Here is a 23,316-nt window from a genome sequence, read left to right as displayed (position 1 = left end):
TTCATGTCCGCCAGTACTTCTGCCTCTTGCGCGCCGGATGCGCGCGCTCAGTTTCTCGACCTGCTGAACGCCGCCCTGCACGGCGAAACCCTGGTCAAGCTGGTGCTGGCGCGCCATGTCGGTGCCGACCAGACCTTGCAACGGATCATTGCCAAGCCGCTGCAGGTCAAGGGCCAGCCGTGCCTGTCGCTGGTCTACCGCCACCAGACCCGCGACATCACCCGCAACCTGCCGCTGGACCAGGCCCAGGTGCTGGTTGCCGAGTTGCTGCCGGACAGCTTCCGCAATGCTCACCTGTTCGATGCTGACGGCGAAGTGCAGCTGACCTTCAGCAAGAAGGGCAAACCGATGCTCCAGCGCCACGGTGCCCAGGCGCCGCGTGTGGCCGACGCGGGCAGCGGGCATGACCGCGAGAAGAAGCGTTATCTGGAACTGTCGCGGCCATTTCTGCGCGACCTCGGTGTGACCGACGCACAAGGCGCACTGATCCCGTCCATGTCGCGCAAGTGGAAGCAGATCAACAAATTCATCGAGGTCTTCGATCACGCCCTCGCCAATGCACCGGTGTCGGCGGAACAGGCGCTGCGGGTGGCCGACTTCGGTTCGGGCAAGGGCTACCTGACCTTTGCCATGCACGATTACCTGCGCAACAGCCTGGGCCGCGACGCACAGGTGACTGGCGTGGAACTGCGCCAGGACATGGTCGACCTGTGCAACACCGCAGCCGCACGCCTGGACCACCCGGGCCTGGAGTTCCAGTGTGGTGATGTACGCAGCGTGGTGCCTGAGGCCATCGAGGTGATGATCGCCTTGCATGCCTGTGACATCGCCACCGACTACGCCATCCACACCGGCATCCGCTGCAACGCCGCAATCATCATGTGCTCGCCGTGCTGCCACAAACAGATCCGCCCGCAACTGCACAGCCCGGGGTTGCTGCAACCCATGCTGCAGTACGGCCTGCACCTGGGCCAGCAGGCCGAAATGCTCACCGACAGCCTGCGCGCGCTGTATCTGGAAGCCTGTGGCTATGAAACCAAGGTGTTCGAGTTCATCTCGCTGGAGCACACCAACAAGAACAAGATGATTCTTGCGGTGAAGCGGCGCCAGGCGGGGGATAACGGGGCGTTGCTGGAGAAAATTGCCCAGCTCAAGGCGTTCTATGGGGTGCAGGAGCATTGCCTGGAAACATTGTTGCGCGCGGATGGATTGCTTTGATGGTCATCTTTGCGTGAATGTTGGCGCGCCCCCAGGCTCTTGCAGTTTCATGCTTTTTACATGTCATTAAATGCCGCTATCGATATGCCTGATATGATGATCAGGATTGAGATGGACTTCCTCAGGATGCCAGAGGGTGCGATATCTTCGCTAATGAAGTTCGGAAAGAACCGGGTGGCGATGATTCCAAAAATAAGTACAAACACAGGGTGAATACTAACAACGACTGAGACCAAGGCCGCGCCGCCGCCTACTGCCAATGCGGCCATGAAAAATACGTAGCCTCCTACATCGAATAGATTGGTGGCGGCGAAAATGCTAAATTGCCTGGCGTTAAGAACTTTCAGGTCCTGAATTATTAGCCTTCTCCAGGCAGGGTTAAGCAGCAGTAGAAGCCCACCGAATGCATACCCTGAAAAGTTGAAAAGCAGAACGAACTCAAGGTTTTTGCTTTTTAGTATTTCGTCGGAAATGATGGTTGATATAGCGCCAAAAAATGCGGATACAAATACCATCGCAACATGCCTTCTTTCTCCTAGCCCAAGAATTGTTTTTTTTGACAGGCAGAGCGATAAAATACCCCCGGTGATCAAGAAAAATCCTAAAAACTGCTCGTGCGTGGGGAAAGCGTGAAATATTAATATGGATGCCGCCAGAACAAATAGTGGCTCTGACTGATGGATAGGTATCACTACCGAAACATCCATGTCCTCCAGGGAGTAGCTATATGCGAAATACTGAAGGAATATAGCAAGCCCAGAAAGTATATTAAGGCTGGCGAATAGGGGGTCGATTTCAGAGACATCAAGAAAAGTAAGTATGGCTGCGGCAAAAAATATATTACCTATGCTGAGAAGAAAAATAAAGGGTATATAATTTGATGTTATATGTTCAATGGCGAATTTGTCTAGTATGTTGGATAGGCTCCATAGTAATGGTGCCATTAGAGATAAGTATATCCAAGTCATGGGTGACGCTCCAGGGCACCGATGATCGTGCTTTTGCTATGTTGTAATAGTTCATGGGAAAAATCGTCAGTGTTATGATCAAAAAGGAATGTATTGTTGTAGGTGAATGATTGTGAGGTTTCATGTGCCAAAATGTTGTCCAGTATAGTTGGCGCCTCCTTTAATCTTGATGAGTGGCGAAGCTTCAAGATTGTTATTGTGTTTCCATAGTGTGCAGCTTCATCCCTAGCGGCGTTACGTATCCAGGTTGACAGACATGAAGGTCCCAAGCTATCAAAAAAATCAAAGTCTTGCTTGTAGGCTCTTGTGCTTGTTATTTCATCGAATGCAATAGAGAGCAGAATGGTGAATTCATCAGTCAGAAATTTTTCAATGGCCCCAAAGTCTGGCTCTCTGGCATTCAGCTGGCGTTCGATGAGCTCTTCGCTTTGTCCGTAAAGAACGCTGTTTATCTTGCGCAGGCCTCTGTAGTGGTTTTGTTCGTCGAGATGCCAAAGGCATGTAAACTCCAGGAATTCATCGCTTAGATTAAGGTCTTTACGTTTCAGGAGATAGAGAAGAAAGTGCTTCGAATCGAACTCGGAACTCATGTCGTGCCATAAATTTTCTTGGCGACGCTTGATGTCTTTCTTGTTTTTGGTAATGGTAGCAGGTGAAAGTTCTTTCAATAGTTCGACTGATGACCAGTCATGGCACTTCAGGCCGATTGCCGTCTTTATATAGCCCATGTTTGTACGTCCTGTACGTGTTCAAGGAATTTCTCAAACTGCCATGAGAGGTAGGTTGAGGGATAAAGGCTATCCTTTGCGTTGTAATCAGGTGACCAGTTTGTGTATGCGCCGACCAGCTCTCCCAAATAGGGTTGTGCAATGCCGAGTATGAACTGGAAATCGATTTCCTCCGCCTCCACAATTCCATGTCTTGGGTTTTCTAAGGCCCATCTGATGCCAGCTATTACACCTGCAACTACTTGTAAGGTGGTGGCAGAACTTTGGGGATTCAAAGCTTGAGCTGCACAGTTTTTAAGGGCAGAGCCGTACCAATATGCATTCTTCTCATGTCCCATCAAGAGAACGCCGAGATAGTCAGCGGGGGTGTGGGTCAATGACAGTAAGTGAAGATATCTGGTCGCCAAACTCATCGAAGAGTATGGGGAGAAGTGCGGTTGCAGTCGCTCCGTACCCTATAATTATAAATTTCATCGGGTAACTTCCTGTTATTTTATCTGTTGATGAATCAGGTCAAGGCCCGGCGCGATGGTGCGAGGTACATATAAGACGCACTTGATAGAATCATCAGACGTATGAGCGGTCAAGATTTTTTGCAGGTGCAGTTGCATTTTAAAGTAAGTACTACGGAGCGATCCTAATGGCTTGTAGGATATTTCTGGTCTTGCTCGGAGTTTGGAAGTTGGTATTCTGATTGCATCCCTCTGCGTCCTGGCAATTTTGCGCGCCAGTTAAGGCGTGTGGTCGATAACGGCTTGGGCAGCAAAGCGGTGATAGTTGCGCCAAATGCTGGGAAGGAGAAGTAGCGATGGAATATGGGTTAACGCTCAAGTATCAGTTGAGCGAAAAAGTAGGCACCGATGCGATATTGGAACATCTGGCCGAAGGCGGGTGTAGTTTGCGCTGGTCGGTTTAGGACAGCCAATTCGATTGGCGCTAGTATTTATCCGCGAATCTACCTCTGCGAAAGAAGCGATCAAGAGCGCGCTGAAAGGCGTTTGCAGTGTTGTGACCAGCGCTCGTCTCATCGAAGCGACATCTGGTCTCTTAGGCTCTGTACGAAAGTCTTGGGGCGCAGGTCAGGCAAGGCGAAAACAACCGAGGAAGCGGAGTGTACTGGAGTACATGAGCATTCCAAGGCTGTTTTCAACGCAGGATGAACAAGTATAAAGGCTTTTCGTACAGAGCCTAAGGCAACTACTGGCTTGCTCAGGGCACCTTGGAGCTGGCTCGCAGAGCGTTGCTGTAAATGTCTCAAGTGCGTATGAGCGAGTGTTTGGTGCTTGTGACTCAACCTATTGAGCTTCTGCTCAAGCCCCTCGTTCAAGGCTGGACGGCACTTCGACAGCCAATGCTGCCTGCCCCAGCGGATGGGTGCTGGCATCGAAGAAATGCAGCGTCGTCCCCGGCAAATCCCCGAAACGATCTGCAAAATGCTGCTTCTGATTAATCACCGACGCCTCGCCCAGCGGCCGAATGGCAATGGACAGCTGTTGCGGACGTGCTTGGCGCACAGCGTCGAGCAGGTGCCGGTCACTGCTGTCCAGGTGCTGCCCGAACAGGCATAGCCCCTGGCTTTCCCCTGCCAGCTGCCCCAGGCACCAGCTCAGATAGTCCGAGTTGCGGATGGCGCGCAGTTTCTCGTCGCTGCGGTCTTCGTTGACGAACAGCGGTACTTCACCCGGGATGTTCACGGCAAACCCATCGAGCAGTTCGGCACTTTCAGCGCTGCGCTGGCGGGTGGTGCCGTCGGGCAGCTTGAGCAAGTGCAGGCCGCCATGCAGGTGCATCACCCGGGTACCTTCGCTGCCGGTGCGTCGCACGTCGAAATAGCCCTGTTCGTCGAACAGCTCGGCGAAGCCATTCGGGGCGTGCTGCACGGCCCATGGCAGCAGCAGGTCGTAGTTGCTGGTGTAGACGCTTCGATAGCTGCGCAGCGCCTGATTGAGGGTTGCCAAGGTGGCCGGCGGCAGCAGTTGCCAGGGCAGATGCACCGTACGCACGGCGTGGATCAACGCTTCCTTGATCGAGTAGTAGCGGTTCAGCGGTGCGGTGGAGTTGATGGCCAGGGCGGCATTGGTACGCACCGTGGTGTTGAGGGCGCTGAGCACCGGCTCGAACAGTTCCGTGGCCAAGGACTTGAACAGTGCCTGGTCGCTGACCGCCAGGCCTTTCTTGCGGCCTGCGCGTTGCGCTTGCTCGAACAGCGAGAAGTAGCCGAACGGCTTCCATACTGCGCGGCTGGCGCCATTGCCCAGCAGCAGGGCGTCGCAGGGGTGGCGGGCGGCGAGTTCTGGCCAGGGGGTAAGGGTGGCATCGAGTACGGGCATGCTGGGTCCGTTGGGTGGTGCGGGAACGGGGGCGACTTTAGCATGTCGTGCGAGGTGTGCGAGGGTTGGTGTCAAGGCGATGGTCTTGTGTTGTCTGTGCTGGCCCTTTCGCGGGTAAACCCGCTCCTACAGGTCCATGTAGGAGCGGGTTTACCCGCGAAAGGGCCAGCACAGTCGCAGCACGTTGAACAGGACGAAAGCCGCTCAGCCCTGTTCGGTCACTTGCACACTGCGGTTTCGGTTGCGCCACACGCGGTACGCGCGAATTCCCGCGCGTACCGAGCCGAATAGCAGTTTGTCTTCCATGTCCCGCGCCATCCCCGAGCGCACCAGCATGCGCAGGAAAGTACCGCGGGCGCGGGCGATGGCGAAGAAGATGCCTTGGGCCGCCAGGGTGTCACGCACTTCGCGTAGGGCGGCGATGCCGCTGACATCGATGCTGGTGACCGCTTCGGCATCGAACAGCACGGCTTTAGGCTGGTCCTGGCTTTGCACGGCTTCCAGCAGGCGCATCTTGAAGTAGTCGGCATTGAAGAACAGGATGGCGTCGTCGAAGCGGTACACCACCAGGCCAGGCACGGTGCGGGCGTCCTTGAACTTGCGGATGTCCACCTGGCCTTCGGTGCCCGGCAGCCAGCCCAGTACGGCATCGGTGGGCTGGTAGATGCTGTAAAGCAGGCGCAGGATCGCCAGGGTTACGGCAAACACGATGCCGGGCAGCACGCCCAGGCCCAGTACGCCCGCCGTGGTCAGCAGGCACAGCCAGAACTCGAAGCGGCTAAGACGCCGGATGTGCCCCAGCGACTTGATGTCGATCAGCCCCCAGCCAGCCATCAGCAACACTGCGCCCAGCGCAGCCTGCGGGATCCACGCCATGGGTGCGGTGAAAAACAGCAGGATCAGGGCGATCACCAGTGCAGCGATGATGCCCACCAACTGGCTTTTGCCTCCGACCATGTCGTTGACTGCAGTGCGTGAGTCGGCGCCGCTGATGGCAAAGCCCTGGGAAACCCCGGCCGCCAGGTTGCTCACGCCCAGCGCGACGAATTCGTGGTTGGCGTTGATCGCATAGCCATGCCGGGCGGCAAAGCTGCGTGCGGTAAGCATGGCGCTACAGAAGCTGACGGTAGCGATACCCAGGGCGTCGCGCAGCAGGCTCTTCATTTCCGCCAGGTTGCTGTGTGGCCAGGCCAGTTGCGGGATGCCTGCAGGTACTGGCCCAAGGACGGCAACGCCGAAGCGGTCGAGGCCGAACAGGCCAACCAGCAGCATGAACAGCGCCACTACCGTGAGGGCTGCGGGCAGGCGCGGGTAGCGCCGTGGCAGCCAGATGAGCAGGCCCAGGGCGACCAGACCGATGATCAATGTGACCCAGTGAATTTCCCCCAGGCGCTGGAAGAAGTTGATCAGGCTGAGGATGAAGCCGTCGCCCTCGATCTTGAAGCCCACCACCTTGGACAGCTGCCCGGCGATCAGGCTCAGGCCGATACCGTTGAGGTAGCCGATCAAGATCGGCCGCGAGAAAAAGCTGGCGATGAACCCGGCTCGCGCCAGGCCGGCGGCAATCAGCATCACGCCGACCAGCACGGTGACGATCACCGACAGTTCAGCGATGCGCTGTGGGTCGCCCATGGCCAGCGGTGCCACGGCACCGGCGATCATCGCGCAGGTGGCGGCGTCGGGGCCGACCATCAGCTGGCGCGAGCTACCGATCAGCGCGTAGACCATCATCGGTAGCACACAGGCGTACAGGCCATATTGCGGCGGCAGCCCGACGATCTGCGCATAGGCAATGGCAATGGGAATCTGGATCGCGGCTACCGACAGGCCGGCTTGCAGGTCGGCGTGGAACCATTCACGGCGGTAGTGCAGCAGATTGGCAAGGCCCGGTAGCCAGTGGGAGAGAAACATGCGTTGTCCTTTCGAATGGTTTCACGAATCCATTGAGCATATCCGCCACAAGCCGTTTCGCTTGCACGCACTGAGGCCCGATGCGCATTGAAGCGGATCGGCGGGTAAATGGCCATGGGCCAGATCACGGGAAGGGGAAAAACGAAAAAAGGAGCCAAGGCTCCTTTTGACTGCGATGACGTTGCTGGAACGCCATGCGGGAATGCGATGTGGAGCGGGTAGAGGGAATCGAACCCTCAACTAAAGCTTGGGAAGCTTTCGTTTTGCCACTAAACTATACCCGCATCTGAGCTGGACTTTTTACCAGAACCTTCAGCGAATTAGAAGCCCAAGTTATAAAAAAGCTTGTCGGCGCCTGTGGCCTGCGGGTATTTGCTACAAGGCGCCGAGCCGCTCAGATGGCAAATGCATGCTGCCCCTGTTGCACAGGTTGGTAACGTTGGCGGGGTTCACGCACGGTTGGCTTGAGGAACCCCAGCATGACACTGCGGGTGTTCTCGCAGGCGGTCTTGTTCTCCATGTCCAGGAAGTGGCCCGCGTCGCGGATCACGCTGAACTGGCTTCTGCCCACATGCTTGCTGAACTGCCGCGCATCCTCGACGGTGGTGTATTCGTCGCGTTCGCCGTTGATGAACAGTACCGGAATGTTGATATTGCGCGCGCCTTGCAGCGCACGTTCCAGGTCGTGCTCCAGCACCTGGTTGATGTGGAAGTGCATCTGTGCGTACTCGTGGCTGTCCAGGCTGCTCACATGGCGATAGTTGAAGCGCTTGAACAGCGACGGCAAGTGCTTGCCGATGGTGTCATTGACCAGGTTGCCGACCTGATAACGGTCGCAGGCGGCCAGGTACTGGCAGCCACGGTCCAGATAGTCGCGCATCGGCTCGTTGATCACTGGCGAGAACGAACTCACCACTGCCTTCTTCACGTACCGCGGCTGGTGCGCCAGCGCCAGCAGCGTGCTTGCGCCACCCCACGAAAAAGACATCACGTGGTCTGCCTGGAAGTGCTCGATCAGCTCAAGGAGGATATGCGCCTCGGTCTCCTTGCTGATCAGCCGTTCCTGACGGTTGTGCGGCTTGGACTTGCCTGAATACGGCTGGTCGAACAGAACCACGTTGAACTGTGGGTGCAGGTTACGTACCGTCTGGGCGAACGAGGCCGTGGTGGCCAGCGAGCCGTTGATCAGGATGATCGTGTTTTCGGCCGCATCCGCGCGATAGAACTCCGTGTAAACCCGATACTGACCTTGGATATCAAGTACAGCGATTTCTGGCCTCATGTCATCGACTCCTGGCGCAAAAAGGGTATTCGCGTCACCTAGGGTGCACGTGCTTTATGACAGGTAGGCATTTGCCTGAAGATAAAACCGGGGGCCCTGTGTCGATCCTTGGCACTTGCGTCGACGGTATTGTTTTTGGCGGGCAATTTGCCGTGCCCCAAGGCATCTAGGCCTTGGGTGGCCGGCAAAAAGTGTCATCGACCGCGGGTGTGACTTGGTAGTCACATGCAGACTGACGATTTGGATTCAAGCAGTGGGTTGGGGATCGCGCAAGTGCCGTTCGGTAAGTAATGTGACTTTTGTCGCTGAGCGGTCGTATGACGAGCCGGGCTGTCTGTTGCGGCCTAGACGGTGGCTATCTCATGCGCCGTCAGTTCACGATACTCCCCCGGCGCCAACCCCGGATCCAGCCGGATCGCCCCCATGCTTTCCCGATGCAGCCCCACCACCTTGTTGTTGAAATGCCCGAACATGCGCTTGACCTGGTGATAACGCCCCTCGACGATCGACAGCCGGGCCTGGCGGGGGCTGAGGATGTCCAGCTGGGCAGGCTGGGTGGTCAGGTTTTCGAAGGCGAAATAGAAACCCTCGCGAAACTTGGCCACATAGTGCTCGCCAATCTCGTCCTCGGTGTCCACCAGATAATGCTTGGGCAGCTTGGTAGCAGGCTGGGTCAGGCGCCTTGACCACTGGCCATCATTGGTCAGGATCATCAGCCCGGTGGTGTTGAAGTCCAGGCGCCCGGCGATGTGCAGGTCATCTCGCAACACCGTTGGCAGCAGGTCGAGAACGGTACGGTGTTGCGCATCGTGGGTGGCGCTTACGCAGCCGGTAGGCTTGTACAGCATCAGGTAGCGGGCCGGGCGGCCGGCCTGCAGCAGTTGCTCGTCCAGCTCTACGCGGCTGAACTCACGGACTTCGGTCAGCGGGTCGCTGACGATCTGGCCGTCCACCCGCACGCGGCGTTGCACCAGCATCAGGCGAACTTGCTGGCGGTTGTAGCTGGGCAGGTTGGCGAGGAAACGGTCAAGGCGCATGGTAACGATCAGTGGGCAGCGGATGGACGGAGCTGTTCTTCAACGGCGGCGCAGCGCGGGCACAGACAGGCCTTGTTGCGCAGTTCGTCGGGCAGGGCCTGGAGCACGGCCGGGTCGATGGTCACGCTGTAGCACCAACAAGCCTGGGTGGCGCGGCGTGGGTCGGCCAGGCTGCACTGGTTGAGGGCACCGCAAGCGGGGCAGAGTTGCTGGTCATTCATGGCGTGTTTCACTGCAGACGCGGTTGCGGCCAGCCTGCTTGGCACGATAAAGCGCGCGGTCGGCGCGGGTCAGCAGGGCGTGCAGGGTATCCCCCGGTTGCAGGCTGCTCAGGCCGATGCTGGTGGTCAGCCGCAGCGGCTGGTCGTCGTAACTGAAGGTCAGCTGCTCGGTGCGTCGGCGGATCTTTTCCGCCACCTCGATGGCCTGGCGGCCTTCAGCTTCGCGCAGTAGCACGATGAATTCCTCGCCGCCCCAGCGGCACAGTATATCTGACTGACGCAGGCTGCCTTGCAGCACATTGGCGAATTGGCGTAGCACTTCGTCACCTGCCAGGTGGCCGTGGGTGTCGTTCAGCGCCTTGAAGTGGTCCAGGTCGATCAGCAAGGCCACCAGTGGGCTGCTGTCGCGCCGGGCTTCTCGCAGCGCCTGGGCGGCGAGCAGGTCGAAGCTGCGCCGGTTGTGCAGGCCGGTGAGGCTGTCGAGTGTGGCCAAGGCTTCGGTGCTGGCCTGGTGGCGGCGGACCATGGCATGCACCAGTGCCAGCACCACCAGGGTGATCATCGTACAGATCGCCAGATTCAGGTACAAAGCGTGGCGAATGCGGTCGAGGATGCCGGTTTCGCGTTTGTCCACCAACAGGTACCAGTCCAGTTCGGGCAGGTGGCGCACGTTGAGAAAGTGGCTGTGGTTTTCGCTGTCATGGTACTCGTGGCTGCCTTCACCTGGCACCAACTGCTCGGCCAGCATGTCCTTCAGCTCAGGGTTGTCGCTGAGTCGCTGGCCGACTTGCAAACCATGCGGGCCGCCCTCGGAGCCGGTCAGCAGCACCTTGCCTTTGGCATCCGTGAATAGCACCGCACGCTGGTAGCGGCGTTGGTACTGATCGATCAGCTTGACCACCGACGATACGCTCAGCCCTACGCCTGCAGCGCCGATGAAGCGTTGCTGGTAGTCGTGCACCTTGTAGTTGATGAACACGGTCAGGCTGTCCTGGTTGGCCATGTCCAGATCGACGTTGATCTCATAAGGGGCCTTGAGTTCACGCAGGCGGAAATACCAGGCATCACGCCAGGTACCTGGTTCGACATGCTTGAGTACACCTTTGGCCTGGTAGTAGGTCAGCGTGCGATCGGACACGAAAAAGGACGTGAAGATGTCCTGCTTGCCCGTGACCTCGCCCAGGTAGCGGGTCATTCGTTCGGTATCCTGCTCGCCGGACAGCACCCAGTCGCGCAGGAAGGTGTCCTGGGCCATCATCGAGGCGATCAGCACCGGGCGGATCAGGTCTTTCTGGATTTCCGAGTAGACAGTGTCGGAGGTCAGCGGCAATTCGGTATTGATGATGCCGTCGCGGATGGCGCTGCGCGAGGAGAAGTAGCTGAGCAGCGAAGTAGCCAGGAAGCCGCAGGCCAGTAACACGAGCAGGGTAACGATCAGCGAGCGCTGCGAGAACAGAGCGGAACGTAAGGGCATGATCTTCCCGTGATGTGTGCCAAGCCGCTTATTCTAGTGAGATGGCCGACAAATGACTGCAAGTTTTTAAGGGTTATTTCACCTGTATCAAGTTATTGCAGGAATGGCACTGCACCTGCGCGCCACTGTCTTATTCAGTGTCGACCGACCTATCTCGTGTCGACGCTCGCCAGCGCCGCTGCTCGGGCACTCCAGCGGTCCAGGAGGCCGCCATGTCCTATCGAATCCTGTTGGTCACCCTGCTGGGGCTGATGACTTCCGCCTGCGCCCCGTACTACGAGCGCGGGGGCTATTACCGTTCGGACTACTACTCCACCGACCGCTATGTGGCGCCGGGGTATTACCGCCATGACCGCTACTATGTGGCGCCAGCCCCGCGCTACTACTATCAGCCTGCCCCCCGTTACTACCGTGGGGCGGCCCCTGCACCCCACTACCGGCCATATGCGCAGCCAGGGATGAACCAGTGGCATGGCAACCCGCGCCATGACTATGGCAATCGCCAGCGGCAAGACTACAGGCAGGACCGGGATCGCCATGACTATCGCAATGGCAGCCAGCGTTACCGGCAGGGCGATCGGCACTCCAATCGGCAGGTGGACGACCGCGGCCGCTGGGACGGGCGGCGCGGGCAGGGACGAGGAGGAAACTGGCAGCGCTAGGTGAGTGGAGGCGGGGGCTGAAAAGCAGCCCCCGGATCAGCAAGCTAACCCACATCCGCCAATGGGTGCCGCCCTTCCCATGCCTTGGCAAAATGCGCCTCGACTACCGCCGCCGGCACTTGCGCCACATCAGGCCAGTGCCAGCGCGGCTGATTGTCTTTGTCCACCAGGCGAGCGCGCACACCTTCACTGAATTCAGGGTGGCGGCAACAGTTCAGGCTCATGCTGTATTCCATCTGGAACACTTGCGCCAATGACAGGTACCGCGCCCTGCGGATCTGCTCCCAGACCAGATGCGCCGTCAGCGGGCAACCCTCATGCAGGCGTTGACCGGCATCGGCCAGCAATGGGTCGTCATGCTGCTTGAGCCTTTCCAGCGCGCGCCAGGCTGAGGCAGCATCAGCCACGTCGAGTAACTGATCGATCTCTTGCCGTCGCGGCAACCACTGGGCATCAGGCAGCTCGGCGCAGGCACGATGCTGCTCGGCCTTGAGCAGGCTATTCAGTTGTATGGCGGTCTGCTCCTGCCAGTTGAGTTGCAGCAACTCCTCGATCAAGGCTTCTTGCTGGTGCTCGCCCAGAAAGCGGTCAGCCAGGCCCAGGTCAAGGGCATCGCGGGCGTTGATCGGTGCACCTGTCAGGCCGAAGAACAAACCCAGCTTGCCCGGCAGCCGGGTCAGGAACCAGCTGGCGCCTACGTCAGGGTAAAGGCCGATGCTGATTTCCGGCATGGCCAGCCGGCTGCTGGGTGTGACGATGCGTACGTTGGCGCCTTGCAGCAGCCCCATGCCGCCACCCAGGACATGCCCATGACCCCAGCACAATAACGGTTTGGGGTAGGTGTGCAGGGCAAAGTCCAGGCGATATTCGGCGGCGAAGAAGGAGGCCGCCAACGGCGGGACACTGCCGGGGTGGTCGCGGCAGGCTTGCACCAGCGCACGTACATCGCCGCCTGCGCAAAAGGCTTTTGCCCCGTTGCCGCGCAGCAGCACGCAGACGATACCCGGGTCGCGGGCCCAGGCATGCAGTTGTTCGCCCAGCACCTCGATCATCGGCAGGTTCAGGGCATTGAGCGCCTTGGGTGCATCCAGGGTGGCGATGCCGATGCGGGCGCCATCGACGCCGGTGAGTACCTCGCAGTGAATGGTCATGGACTACCTCTCGCAAGTCATCGCTCAAGTATGGCTTGCCTGGCCGATCATGCCGGTCGTCGGTCGGATCGTTTGACAAGCGCGAAGGGCTTACCTAGTGTCGCGCCATTGTTTATGGAAGGCCCCATGACTGAAGACGATCGCATCAAACTCGAACCCAGCTGGAAGGCCGCATTGCGCGGTGAATTCGACCAGCCTTACATGCACCAGCTGCGCCAGTTCCTGCGTGGCGAGTACGCTGCCGGCAAGGAGATCTACCCGCCAGGGCCGCTGATCTTCAATGCGCTCAATTCGACACCGCTGGATCAGGTGAAGGTGGTCATCCTCGGTCAGGACCCGTACCACGGGCCGGGGCAGGCACATGGCTTGTGCTTCTCGGTGCAACCGGGCGTGGCCACGCCGCCGTCGCTGGTCAATATCTACAAGGAGCTGCAGCGCGACCTGAACATCCCGATCCCCAGCCACGGCTACCTCCAGAGCTGGGCGGAACAAGGCGTTCTATTGCTCAACACGACCATGACCGTCGAGCGCGCCAATGCCGCGTCGCATGCCAAGAAAGGCTGGGAATTGTTTACCGACCGGATCATCCAGGTGGTCAGTGAGCAATGCCCGAACGTGGTATTCCTGCTATGGGGGGCTCATGCGCAGAGCAAGCAGAAGCTGATCGACGGTACCAAGCACCTGGTATTGAAGTCGGTCCATCCTTCACCGCTGTCGGCGTATCGCGGGTTCATCGGCTGCGGGCATTTCAGTCGTGCCAACAGCTTCCTCGAGCAGCGGGGGCTCGGGCCCATCAACTGGGCACTGCCCCCACTGTGAGAAACCGCGGGTGGGGTACGCAATCGCTCAGGGCGTCATGCTGATGCGCGGCTCGCTGCGCTGGCCAATTGCAATACCCCGCTCATGGTTCTGGCGCACATACTCCACCAAGGCTTCAAGGTCGGTGATGCCGGTGTCCTGGCGTCGCCTTCCTTCTTTGAAAGTGGCCAAGCCACCGCCACCATCGGCCAGGAAAAGGTTGCTGACGACGCGATAATGGGTCAACGGCTCAACGGGTTTGCCGTGAAGACGCACACTCCCCTCGACGACACGGCTGCCGACAGGCCGTGAACCATCCCACTCATAATGAAAACCCTTCGATACTTGCAGCGGATTGAAACTGCCCCTGTTCCATTGAAGGTTGAGCAGTTCGGTAATCTGCCTGCCTGTCAGTTCCTGAACTATCAGAGGGTTATTGAACGGTTGTACGGCGAATAATTGTTCGTAGGTCAGGTCGCTATCGGCAGGTTGTATCAGGTCACTTCGCAGCCCACCCAGGTTGAGAAAGGCAACCTGTGTCTGAAACGCTTGGGTCATGGCCAATTGGGCATCCGTGACCAGGTTCCCCAAGGTTGTTTCACCGGCGGCATTTTCTTCGCGGTCAAGTTCTGCCGTCGAGATGCGTCCTATGGGTTCGAGCAGTTTTTCCCCGGACCGCTGACGCACTTCCTCCAGCAAACTCGTCAACTTGGCATTCGGCAGGTAGTTCTGTGGGTCAGCAGGAATATTGCGGGCGGTGATGTTCGTGACGTGATGGGTGCCTGGCGTCACCTGCAACTTCAACTGAGTCAGGAAGTGGCCGTATTTGCCAGCCTGAGTGATGCTCAGATCACCCACCTTGCATTGATAGCTGGCATGCGAGTGACCGCTGATGACGGCATCTACCGCAGGATCCAGCCGCTTCGCCACGTCGACGATCGCACCGCCCAGCTGACTGCAATCCTTCGTGTCGAACGGCTCGGCGGTATCCCCTCCTTGGTGCATGACCGCAATGATTGCATTGACACCTTTGGCTTTGAGCTCCGGAATCACGTCATTGATGGCTTGCGCTTCATCTGTGGCCTTGAGCCCTGCGAATGCTCTGGCCGAAACCACTTTTTCCATGTTGCGCGGTACTGCACCGACGAACGCTATCTTGACCCCTTTTACCTGTTGAATGTGATAGGCCGGTAACAAGCGTTTGCCCGTAGTGGTATCGATCAGGTTGGACGCTATGTAAGGGAAGCCACTTCCCGGATAGTTGCCGCGAAACTTGCAAGCCTTTTCAGGGCGCGTTGACTCGCATCCTCCGTGGATCTGTCGAAGAAACTCGGCCTTGCCTGCATCCAGTTCGTGGTTCCCGGATGCGCTGACGATCATGCCCATCGCGTTCAAGGCCTCAAGCACAGGCTCGTCAGCCCAGAGCGCAGAAATGGCGGGGCTGCCCCCTATCAAGTCGCCAGCGCCGATGAACAGCAGATCGGGGTCCTGCGTTCGCAGTTCATCGAGCATGGCGCCGAGTGTGGCGATGCCGCCGTAGGTCAGGCGGGTAGCGCCTTGCGCGCCGGCGTAGTCTTGGGGGTTGGGTTCCAGGTAGCCGTGAAGATCATTGATAGCCACGACGTTGATCTGGACGGGGGCAGGTGACTCTGCGGCAAGACTGCCTGCGCTAAAGGCAAGGCATGCCCAGGCAATAGCCGAGCGATAGTTGCAAGAAAGAAGGACTTTCATCTTTACCTCTTGAATGCCGGGAAGTGTGGGTTTGCTGGCGATCAGGGCAGCAATCCGACTCTATTCACCCGGGCATTGAGCAAGTGGTAACTATCTATCTTCAGGGTGCTTGCAGCTTGAATGCCTGTTGTCCCACAACCGGAAAAGCGGTTCTGCAAGAAACAACACCAGAATCAGGCGCATTACCTGCAGCGCCGTAACCAGTGGCACCGACAACTGCAACGTTTCGGCCGTGAGGCTCATTTCGGCAATCCCGCCAGGCATCATCCCCAGTGTCAGCGAACGCAAGTCCAGTGCAGTCATCATGCTCAGCACCCACGCAGCAGTGGCGGCAATCGCCATGCACAACACCGTGGCCATCAAGGTGCGCCCCAGGAACGACGGTGCGCGGCGGAAAAACGCGCGGTTGAAATGGCAGGCCAGGCCGCTGCCGATGAGCCACTGGCCGATCTGGCTGGCGCCATTGGGCAGGGCGATCTGCAGGTTGCCGGCCAGGCTGACCGTAGCTGCTACCAGCAATGGCCCGAACAACCATGGGTTGGGCTGACGCAAGCGCTGCCAGAGCAAGGCAACGGCAACGCCCAGGGGCGCAATCAGCGCCAGCCAGCCCCAGCTCACGCTACCGGTGTGGTTCAGTGGTACACCGTCACCCAGCAAGAACTTGAACAGCACCGGCACGCACAGCACCACTGCCAGCACACGCAAGCTCTGCGCTGCCGCCACCTGGCTGAGCACCGCGCCATTGCGCGCCCCAAGGTTGACCATTTCTCCCGAACCGCCTGGCATGCTGGCAAAGAACGCTGTGGCACGGTCTTCGCCGGTTTGCCGCAGCAGCCATACGCTGATCACGCTGGACAGGGTGGTGAACAACGCCCCGAAGAAGATCAGCGCGAAATGGCTGGCTACTTGCTCAATCACCGCTGGTGTGAAGTGCAGGCCGATGCCGATGCCGATGATCCACTGCCCACATTTGCGGCCGTTGGGGATTTCCGAAAGTTGCCAGGGCGTCAGGCAGCGCACCAGGATGATCGCCAGCAATGAACCGACCATCCATGGCAAAGGCCAGCCGACCTTGCTGGCGGCAAAACCGCCAGCAAGGCCGACCAGCCCGGTCGCGACGAACAATGGCAACGACCGATCAGGCATCGGCCAAGGCCCGGCGCTGCAGGCTGCGTTTGCGCCAGATGCGCAGCAGCGGCAGGGCGAGCATTGCCACTACCAGCGCCCAGATACCCATGCTGATCGGGCTCGACCAGAGGATGCCCAGTTCACCATTGGAGATCGACAGCGCCCGACGCAGGTTCTGCTCCATCAGCCCGCCGAGGATGAAGCCCAGCAGAATCGGCGACAGAGGGAAGTCCAGTTTGCGCATGATGTAGCCCATGATGCCGATGCCGACCATGAGGAACAGGTCGAAGGTAGTGGCATGCACGGCGTAAACGCCGATCGCGGTGATGATGGCGATCACCGGCACCAGCGCCCAGTTTGGCACGGCGAGGATACGGGTGAAGATGCGGATCATCGGGATGTTGAGGATCACCAGCATGATGTTGGCGACGAACAGCGAGGCAATCAGGCCCCAGACGATATCTGGCTGCTGCTCGAACAGCAGTGGGCCAGGGGTGATGTTGTACAGGGTCAGGGCGCCGATCATCACCGCCGTGGTGCCGGAGCCGGGTACGCCCAAGGTCAGCATCGGTACCAGGGCGCCACAGCAGGACGCACCAATGGCAGTTTCTGGCGCTGCCAGGCCACGGGCATCGCCCTTGCCGAACTTGCCGCTTTCACCCGCCAGGCGCTTCTCGGTCATGTAGGCCACGGCGCTGGCCAGCGTTGCGCCGGCGCCGGGTAGAACACCCATGATGAAACCGAGCAGGCCGCAACGGATGTTGACCAGGAACACCGAGGCCGCTTCCTTGAAGTTGAACAGCATGCGGCCGGTAGCCTTGACTGCCTGGTGGCCATGGTGGGTCTTTTCCAGCAGCAGGAGGATTTCGCTGATGGAGAACAGGCCCAGCACGAGCACCACGAACTGAATGCCGTCGGCCAGGTGCACGCTGTCACCGGTGAAACGGTACACGCCGCTGTTGGCGTCGATGCCGACCGCCGACAGGAACAGGCCGATGAGTGCGGCAATGAAGGTTTTCAGTGGTTTGTCACCGGCCATTCCACCCAGCGCGACGATGGCGAACACCATCAGCACAAAATACTCCGCAGGGCCGAAGGCGATGGCCCATTTCGCCAGCAGCGGGGCGAACAGCACCATGCCGCAGGTGGCGATGAAGGCGCCGATGAACGAACTCCAGGCCGACAGCGACAGGGCAACACCGGCCAGACCCTGGCGGGCCATCGGGTAACCATCGAGGGTGGTCATGACGGTCGAGGCTTCGCCCGGGATGTTCAGCAGGATCGAGCTGATACGCCCGCCATATTCGCAGCCCAGGTACACCGCAGCCAGCAGGATCAGCGCCGATTCCGGCGGCAGGCCGAGGGCAAAGGCGATGGGGATCAGCAGGGCCACGCCATTGATCGGGCCCAGGCCCGGCAGCAGGCCGACCACGGTACCGATCAAGGTGCCGGAGAGGGCGGTGACCAGGTTGTAGGGGGACAGGGCAATGCCGAAGCCCTGGCCCAGGTAGCTCAAGGTATCCATGTGTCAGTTCTCCAGTACGCTCAGCAGGCCAAGGGGCAGGGGCACGTCCATCACGCGGTCGAACAGCCAGTAGAGGAAGATGCTCATGCCGACCACCACGATGGCGCTGCGCAGCCCGCGGCCACCGTACAGGCGGGCCATGGGCAGGCCGACCAGGACAGCGCTGAGGATGAAGCCGAGGGCTTCGAAGGTGGCGGCGAAGACGAGCAGCAGGCCGACACAGGCGGCGATCTTGATCAGGGTCTCGCGATCGAGTTCCGGTTCGTCGTCCTTGCGCACGATGGGCGTTGGGCGGAATACCAGGTACAGCAGCCCCAGCCCCATCAGGCCGAGCACCAGCAACGGGTAAGCGCGCGGGCCCACCGGTTCATAGGAAAATGCAGCCTGGTAGGGCCAGGCCATGACGGCCAGGGCGGCACACACCGCAAGCAGGGCCAGGGCGAAAATGCGTTGAAGGATCATTGGGGAATCCTCGATTGTGGGCGCGGGTAGACCCGCACCCACAAGGGCTATGAAAGGTCGTGGAAGGCTTACTGGATCAGGCCGAATTCCTTGGCCAGTGCCTTGTAGTCAGCCACTTGCTTCTTCACATAGCCGTCCAGCTCTTCGCCGGTCATGGCGAACGGGAACAGCTCGCGCTGGTCTCGCAGCTTGGCGAAGTCCTCTGAGGCCAGCATCTTGTCGAACGAGGCCTTCCACCAGGCGTAATCCTCATCGCTCACCTTTGGCCCCAGGTAGAAACCACGCACCACCGGCCAGACGATGTCGTAGCCCTGTTCCTTGGCCGTCGGGATGTCTTTCATTTCCGGCTCGTCCAGGCGATTTTCCGAGAACACTGCGAGGAGGCGCATGTTGCCGCTCTGGATGTGCGGCATGGAGTCGGAAATGTCGGTAGAGCCGACCTGGATGTGACCACCCAGCAGTGCCGTGGCGATTTCGCCACCGCCTTCCAGGGCCACGTAGCGCAGGTCGCGCGGGTTTATGCCAGCGGCCTTGGCGATCAACGCGGTCTGCATCCAGTCCTGGCTGCCGACGGTACCGCCGGAACCGATCACGACCTTGCTCGGGTCTTTCTTCAGCGCGGCGACCAGATCATCAAGGGTCTTGTAGGGCGAGTCGCTCTTCACCGCGATGGCACCGTAGCTGGTGCCGACGGCAGCCAGCCATTTCACCGCGTTTTCGTCGAAACGGCCGAACTTGCCCTGGGCCAGGTTAAGCAGCGAGCCGCTGGACCAGGCCACCAGCGTGCCGGCGTCTGCCGGGCGCTGGGCGACCACGGCGTTGTAGGCGACCGCGCCGACACCGCCGGGCATGTAGGTGACGCGCATTGGCTTGCTGAGGATCTTTTCTTGTACCAGTGCGCTTTGCACCAGCTTGCAGGTCAGGTCGAAGCCACCACCGGGTGAGGCGGGTGCGATGCATTCGGGGCGTTTCGGTTCTGCAGCGAGGGCGTTGCCGGCCAACAGCAGGCAGCCGGTAGCGAGGACGAGGCGGCGCAGTGAAAAGGTCATCGTCGATCTCCGTGAGCGTTGTTGTTATCGGATTACCGCTATGGGGTTACCACAGCGCCACGCTGTAGCTGACCAACAGCCTCACTTCATCCGCGTCACGGGCGAAGTTGGAGCGGAAGGTAGCGTTGCGCAGGCGCACGGCGACGTTCTTCAACGGGCCGCTTTGTACCACGTACTTCAGTTCGGTGTTGCGTTCCCACTCTTTGCCTTCGCCACCGGCAGCCCGGCTGACGTTGTCACCGCTGACATAACGGGTCATGAAGGTCAGGCCCGGTACGCCGAGCGCGGCGAAGTTGTAGTCGTAGCGCGCCTGCCAGGAGCGTTCGTCGGCCCCGGCGAAGTCGTTGATCTGGACGAAGTTGACCAGGTACGGGTTGGCGCCATCCACATACGGGAAGGCGCTTTCGCCAGACAACTGCTGCCAGGCAGCGCTGACCTTGTGCCCGCCCAGGGCATAGCTGAGCATGCCGTTGAAGGTGGTGTTGTCGATGTTGCCGGCCTTGGCTGCGCCAGCGTCGTCACTCATGGCAAGGCGCAGGTCGGCACCCAAGGTGCCCGGGCCCCATGGTTGGGTGGCGACCATGCCGATGAAGTGCTGGCGGTAAATATCGTCGAGCTGGGCGAAGTGGTAGCTGCCGGTGATGCGGTCGGTGAACTGGTAGTCGAGCCCGCCCAGAGCCAGGTTGTCAGCGTTGAAAGAGCCACCGAAGCGGCCGTTCTTGTTGTTCAGCGCCAGGTCTTCCCAGTTGGTGTCGTTGCGGTCCTTGGCCTTGTCTATGCGGCCACCGGTGAAGGTCAGGCCCTTGATCTCCTTGGAGGTGAGCAGGCCGCCCTCGAAGGTTTGCGGCAGGATACGCCCATCGTTGGGCTGCAGCGTCGGCAGTTCGGGGATCAGGGAGCCGATCTTGAGTTCAGTCTGGGAGATCTTCACCTTGCCGGTCAGGCCCAGCTTGGAGTATTCGTCGGCAGCCTTGCCGTCATCGTGGGTCGGCAGCAGGCCGCTGTTGGCACGGTCCGGGCTGGAGTCGAGCTTGATGCCGAGCATGCCCAATGCGTCCAGGCCAAAGCCCACGGTGCCATCGGTGTAGCCAGACTCGAAATTGAGCATGAAGCCCTGGGCCCATTCATCGCGCTTGGATTGCTGCGCGCTGGTGCCGTCGCGGAAGTCGCGATTGAAGTACATGTTGCGGGTTTCGAAGGTGGCCGTGCTGTCTTCGAAGAAGGCGGCCTGGCTCATCGGGGCGACACCGGCAAGCGCGAGGGCGCTGGCGATGGCCGAGGGGCGTGCGATAAAGGAACGGGTAGGCGCGAACGCCTGCGGCTGCGATGACAGCATCGTCGAGGACTCCGTTTATTGTTCTTATTCGTTGCACCTTGCTGGTGCTTTTTTCGGCGCGAAGGGCGACCGTGGTGCGATGCTAGGCAACGAACCTTTCGCTAACCTTTCAGCGTGAAAGGTTTGTCACGAGGGGCTTCACAGGCGTGATGACAGCGGTACACTCCGCGCCACCGTCCCACCCGAGCAGGGAGAACCCGATGCGTGTGCTGCTGGTCGAAGACCACCTGCAACTGGCCGAAAGCGTGGCCCAGGCCTTGAAAAGCCATGGCCTGACCGTAGATGTGCTGCATGACGGCGTGGCGGCCGACTTGGCGCTGGCCAGTGAGGAATACGCCGTGGCCGTGCTGGATGTCGGCCTGCCGCGCATGGACGGCTTTGAGGTGTTGGCGCGCTTGCGAGGTCGTGGCAAGACCTTGCCAGTGCTGATGCTGACTGCGCGCAGCGACGTCAAGGACCGGGTCCATGGCCTGAACCTGGGCGCCGACGATTATCTGGCCAAGCCGTTTGAGCTGACCGAGCTGGAGGCGCGGGTCAAGGCCTTGCTGCGCCGCAGTGTGCTCGGTGGCGAGCGCCAGCAACGTTGTGGGCCGTTGGTGTATGACCTGGACACCCGGCGCTTCACCCTCGGTGACGACAACCTGGCGCTGACTTCGCGCGAGCAGAGTGTGCTGGAAGCGCTGATCGCTCGTCCTGGCCGAGTGATGAGCAAGGAGCAGTTGGCTGCCCAGGTGTTTGGCCTGGACGAAGAAGCCAGCCCTGATGCCATCGAAATCTACATTCACCGGCTGCGCAAGAAGCTCGACGGGCACCCTGTGGCCATCGTCACTTTCCGCGGCCTGGGCTATTTGCTTGAGCACCGCGATGCGTGACAACGGCAGCCTGCGCGGGCGCTTGCTGGGTAATTTGGCACTGTTGCTGGTGGTGCTGATGCTGGCCAGCGGCCTTAGCGCCTACTGGAATGGCCGCGAGGCCGCCGACACCGCTTACGACCGCACCCTGCTGGCTTCGGCGAGGACCATCGCCGCGGGCCTGTCGCAGCGCGATGGTTCGTTGAGCGCGGATGTGCCTTACGTGGCGCTGGACACGTTCGCCTATGACAGTGCGGGGCGCATTTACTATCAGGTGCTGGATATCAAGCAAAGGCTGATTTCTGGCTATGAGAACCTGCCGCCACCGCCGCCTGGCACACCGCGCACCGATGACTATCCGGCATTGGCACGGTTCTACAACGCCACTTACCTTGGTCAGGACGTTCGTGTGGTCAGCCTGCTGAAGCCGGTAAGCGAGCCGAACATGAACGGCATGGCAGAAATCCGCGTAGCCGAAACCGAGGAAGCGCGGGTGCGTATGGCCCGAGGGTTGATGGCCGATACCCTGCTGCGCCTGGGCATGCTGGCACTGGGGGCGTTGGTGATGGTGTGGTTTGCCGTGAGTGCCGCGTTGCGTCCGTTGGAGCGCCTGCGCACAGCAGTGGAAGAACGCCAGCCGGACGACTTGCGAGCGTTGCCGGTGGTACAGGTACAGCGTGAGCTGAGCCCGCTGGTGCGTGCCTTGAACCACTTTACCGAGCGCTTGCGCGGCCAGTTCGAGCGCCAGGCGCAGTTCATTGCCGACGCGGCCCACGAACTGCGAACGCCGCTGGCGGCGTTGAAGGCACGTGTCGAGCTGGGCTTGCGCTCGGCCGAGCCACAGGAGTGGCGGCAGACCTTGGAGTCTGCAGCCCAGGGTACCGACAGGCTGACTCACCTGGCCAACCAGTTGTTGTCGTTGGCGCGGGTCGAGAATGGCGCACGGGCAATCGCCGAAGGCGGTGCGCAGCGTCTGGATTTGAGCCAGTTGGCCCGCGAGCTGGGCATGGCCATGGCGCCTTTGGCGCACAAGCGCGGGGTGGCGCTGGCGCTGGAGGCCGAGGCGCCGGTATGGCTGAAAGGGGAGCCGACGTTGCTCAACGAGTTGTTGAGCAACCTGGTGGACAATGCCTTGGCGCATACGCCAGCGGGTGGCAATGTGATTTTGCGGGTAAAGGCGCCGGCAGTGCTGGAAGTGGAAGACGACGGGCCAGGTATTCCCGAGGCCGAGCGCGAGCGTGTGTTCGAACGGTTCTACCGGCGAAGCGCGCAGGGCAGTGGGTTAGGGCTGGCGATCGTTGGCGAGATCTGTCGGGCGCACCTGGCGCAGGTGAGCCTGCATGATGGTGAGAAGGGCGGGTTGCGGGTACGGGTGAGTTTTATAGCGGATTGATGGCTTGCCTGTGTCGACCCTTTCGCGGTTCACCGCGAAAAGGCCCTGGCAGGCTGTTACA

Annotated in this window: 21 protein-coding genes and 1 tRNA gene; 5 read left to right on the top strand and 17 right to left on the bottom strand. The window is 60.0% G+C overall.

What is annotated here, in order from left to right; genetic code table 11:
- The first annotated feature begins 3 nt into the window (after window positions 1–3).
- The gene (locus tag AC3B5Q_RS20915) at window positions 4–1,218 is read left to right on the top strand and encodes a class I SAM-dependent methyltransferase (RefSeq protein ID WP_021785766.1); all 1,215 of its coding nucleotides are present in this window, start codon (window positions 4–6) and stop codon (window positions 1,216–1,218) included.
- Window positions 1,219–1,274: 56 nt separating this feature from the next.
- Here AC3B5Q_RS20915 and AC3B5Q_RS20910 read toward each other — a convergent pair whose 3' ends face one another.
- From AC3B5Q_RS20910 to AC3B5Q_RS20865, 10 genes are all read right to left on the bottom strand, one after another.
- On the bottom strand, window positions 1,275–2,186 hold the full coding sequence (locus AC3B5Q_RS20910; RefSeq protein WP_021785765.1) for an EamA family transporter: 912 nt from the start codon (window positions 2,184–2,186) through the stop codon (window positions 1,275–1,277).
- Window positions 2,183–2,914 carry a hypothetical protein gene (locus tag AC3B5Q_RS20905; RefSeq protein ID WP_021785764.1) on the bottom strand — a complete coding sequence of 244 codons (732 nt, stop codon included), beginning with the start codon at window positions 2,912–2,914 and terminating at the stop codon, window positions 2,183–2,185. Before AC3B5Q_RS20905 ends, AC3B5Q_RS20910 begins: the two co-directional genes overlap by 4 nt.
- On the bottom strand, window positions 2,902–3,252 hold the full coding sequence (locus AC3B5Q_RS20900; RefSeq protein WP_135192771.1) for a hypothetical protein: 351 nt from the start codon (window positions 3,250–3,252) through the stop codon (window positions 2,902–2,904). The genes AC3B5Q_RS20905 and AC3B5Q_RS20900 overlap by 13 nt, the downstream gene beginning before the upstream one ends.
- A gap of 972 nt (window positions 3,253–4,224) precedes the next feature.
- Window positions 4,225–5,244, bottom strand: coding sequence for a DUF4917 family protein (locus tag AC3B5Q_RS20895; protein WP_488392728.1), 1,020 nt, complete (start codon window positions 5,242–5,244; stop codon window positions 4,225–4,227).
- A gap of 204 nt (window positions 5,245–5,448) precedes the next feature.
- Entirely contained in the window at window positions 5,449–7,155 is a 1,707-nt protein-coding gene (locus AC3B5Q_RS20890; protein ID WP_021785759.1) for a SulP family inorganic anion transporter, read from the bottom strand.
- 210 nt (window positions 7,156–7,365) lie between these two features.
- Window positions 7,366–7,439 (bottom strand) — tRNA-Gly (locus AC3B5Q_RS20885).
- Between the two features lie 110 nt (window positions 7,440–7,549).
- Window positions 7,550–8,437 carry a (R)-3-hydroxydecanoyl-ACP:CoA transacylase gene (gene phaG, locus AC3B5Q_RS20880; RefSeq protein WP_003252003.1) on the bottom strand — a complete coding sequence of 296 codons (888 nt, stop codon included), beginning with the start codon at window positions 8,435–8,437 and terminating at the stop codon, window positions 7,550–7,552.
- Window positions 8,438–8,781: 344 nt separating this feature from the next.
- Complete coding sequence (locus AC3B5Q_RS20875; RefSeq protein WP_021785758.1) at window positions 8,782–9,474, bottom strand: pseudouridine synthase; 693 nt, start codon at window positions 9,472–9,474, stop codon at window positions 8,782–8,784.
- A gap of 8 nt (window positions 9,475–9,482) precedes the next feature.
- Window positions 9,483–9,695, bottom strand: a complete 213-nt coding sequence (locus AC3B5Q_RS20870) for a cysteine-rich CWC family protein (protein ID WP_021785757.1) — start codon at window positions 9,693–9,695, stop codon at window positions 9,483–9,485.
- A complete protein-coding gene (locus AC3B5Q_RS20865; protein ID WP_021785756.1) occupies window positions 9,688–11,169 on the bottom strand; it encodes a sensor domain-containing diguanylate cyclase in 1,482 nt (493 codons plus the stop codon). Before AC3B5Q_RS20865 ends, AC3B5Q_RS20870 begins: the two co-directional genes overlap by 8 nt.
- A gap of 212 nt (window positions 11,170–11,381) precedes the next feature.
- Here AC3B5Q_RS20865 and AC3B5Q_RS20860 point away from each other — a divergent pair, with 212 nt between their 5' ends.
- Complete coding sequence (locus AC3B5Q_RS20860) at window positions 11,382–11,831, top strand: hypothetical protein (protein WP_028698138.1); 450 nt, start codon at window positions 11,382–11,384, stop codon at window positions 11,829–11,831.
- Window positions 11,832–11,875: 44 nt separating this feature from the next.
- On the opposite strand, the gene dspII is transcribed toward AC3B5Q_RS20860, so the two are convergent.
- A complete protein-coding gene (dspII, locus tag AC3B5Q_RS20855; RefSeq protein WP_103469430.1) occupies window positions 11,876–12,982 on the bottom strand; it encodes an enoyl-CoA hydratase/isomerase DspII in 1,107 nt (368 codons plus the stop codon).
- Between the two features lie 126 nt (window positions 12,983–13,108).
- On the opposite strand from dspII, the gene ung reads away from it, so the two are divergent.
- On the top strand, window positions 13,109–13,801 hold the full coding sequence (gene ung, locus AC3B5Q_RS20850; RefSeq protein ID WP_103469429.1) for a uracil-DNA glycosylase: 693 nt from the start codon (window positions 13,109–13,111) through the stop codon (window positions 13,799–13,801).
- A gap of 27 nt (window positions 13,802–13,828) precedes the next feature.
- Here the strand turns inward: ung and AC3B5Q_RS20845 are convergent, their stop codons facing one another.
- The 6 genes from AC3B5Q_RS20845 to AC3B5Q_RS20820 form a co-directional block, all read right to left on the bottom strand.
- A complete protein-coding gene (locus AC3B5Q_RS20845) occupies window positions 13,829–15,511 on the bottom strand; it encodes a bifunctional metallophosphatase/5'-nucleotidase (protein WP_488392727.1) in 1,683 nt (560 codons plus the stop codon).
- A gap of 90 nt (window positions 15,512–15,601) precedes the next feature.
- Window positions 15,602–16,657 (bottom strand): AbrB family protein, encoded by a 1,056-nt coding sequence (locus AC3B5Q_RS20840; protein ID WP_021785751.1) that lies wholly within the window; start codon window positions 16,655–16,657, stop codon window positions 15,602–15,604.
- Window positions 16,650–18,164: a tripartite tricarboxylate transporter permease gene (locus tag AC3B5Q_RS20835; RefSeq protein WP_021785750.1), complete on the bottom strand. Its 1,515-nt coding sequence runs from the start codon at window positions 18,162–18,164 to the stop codon at window positions 16,650–16,652. Before AC3B5Q_RS20835 ends, AC3B5Q_RS20840 begins: the two co-directional genes overlap by 8 nt.
- 3 nt (window positions 18,165–18,167) lie before the next feature.
- Window positions 18,168–18,626, bottom strand: coding sequence for a tripartite tricarboxylate transporter TctB family protein (locus tag AC3B5Q_RS20830; protein ID WP_084850814.1), 459 nt, complete (start codon window positions 18,624–18,626; stop codon window positions 18,168–18,170).
- A gap of 68 nt (window positions 18,627–18,694) precedes the next feature.
- A complete protein-coding gene (locus AC3B5Q_RS20825; RefSeq protein ID WP_021785748.1) occupies window positions 18,695–19,675 on the bottom strand; it encodes a Bug family tripartite tricarboxylate transporter substrate binding protein in 981 nt (326 codons plus the stop codon).
- Window positions 19,676–19,721: 46 nt separating this feature from the next.
- Complete coding sequence (locus AC3B5Q_RS20820; protein WP_021785747.1) at window positions 19,722–21,011, bottom strand: OprD family porin; 1,290 nt, start codon at window positions 21,009–21,011, stop codon at window positions 19,722–19,724.
- Between the two features lie 200 nt (window positions 21,012–21,211).
- Between AC3B5Q_RS20820 and tctD the strand changes: the two genes are divergently transcribed.
- Window positions 21,212–21,883: a two-component system response regulator TctD gene (gene tctD / locus AC3B5Q_RS20815; RefSeq protein WP_021785746.1), complete on the top strand. Its 672-nt coding sequence runs from the start codon at window positions 21,212–21,214 to the stop codon at window positions 21,881–21,883.
- The gene (tctE, locus tag AC3B5Q_RS20810) at window positions 21,876–23,255 is read left to right on the top strand and encodes a two-component system sensor histidine kinase TctE (RefSeq protein WP_021785745.1); all 1,380 of its coding nucleotides are present in this window, start codon (window positions 21,876–21,878) and stop codon (window positions 23,253–23,255) included. The genes tctD and tctE overlap by 8 nt, the downstream gene beginning before the upstream one ends.
- The last annotated feature ends 61 nt before the right edge of the window (window positions 23,256–23,316 follow it).

This window comes from Pseudomonas sp. D5(2026) (genome assembly GCF_057766845.1).
This window is presented reverse-complemented; position numbering and strand designations above follow the sequence as displayed.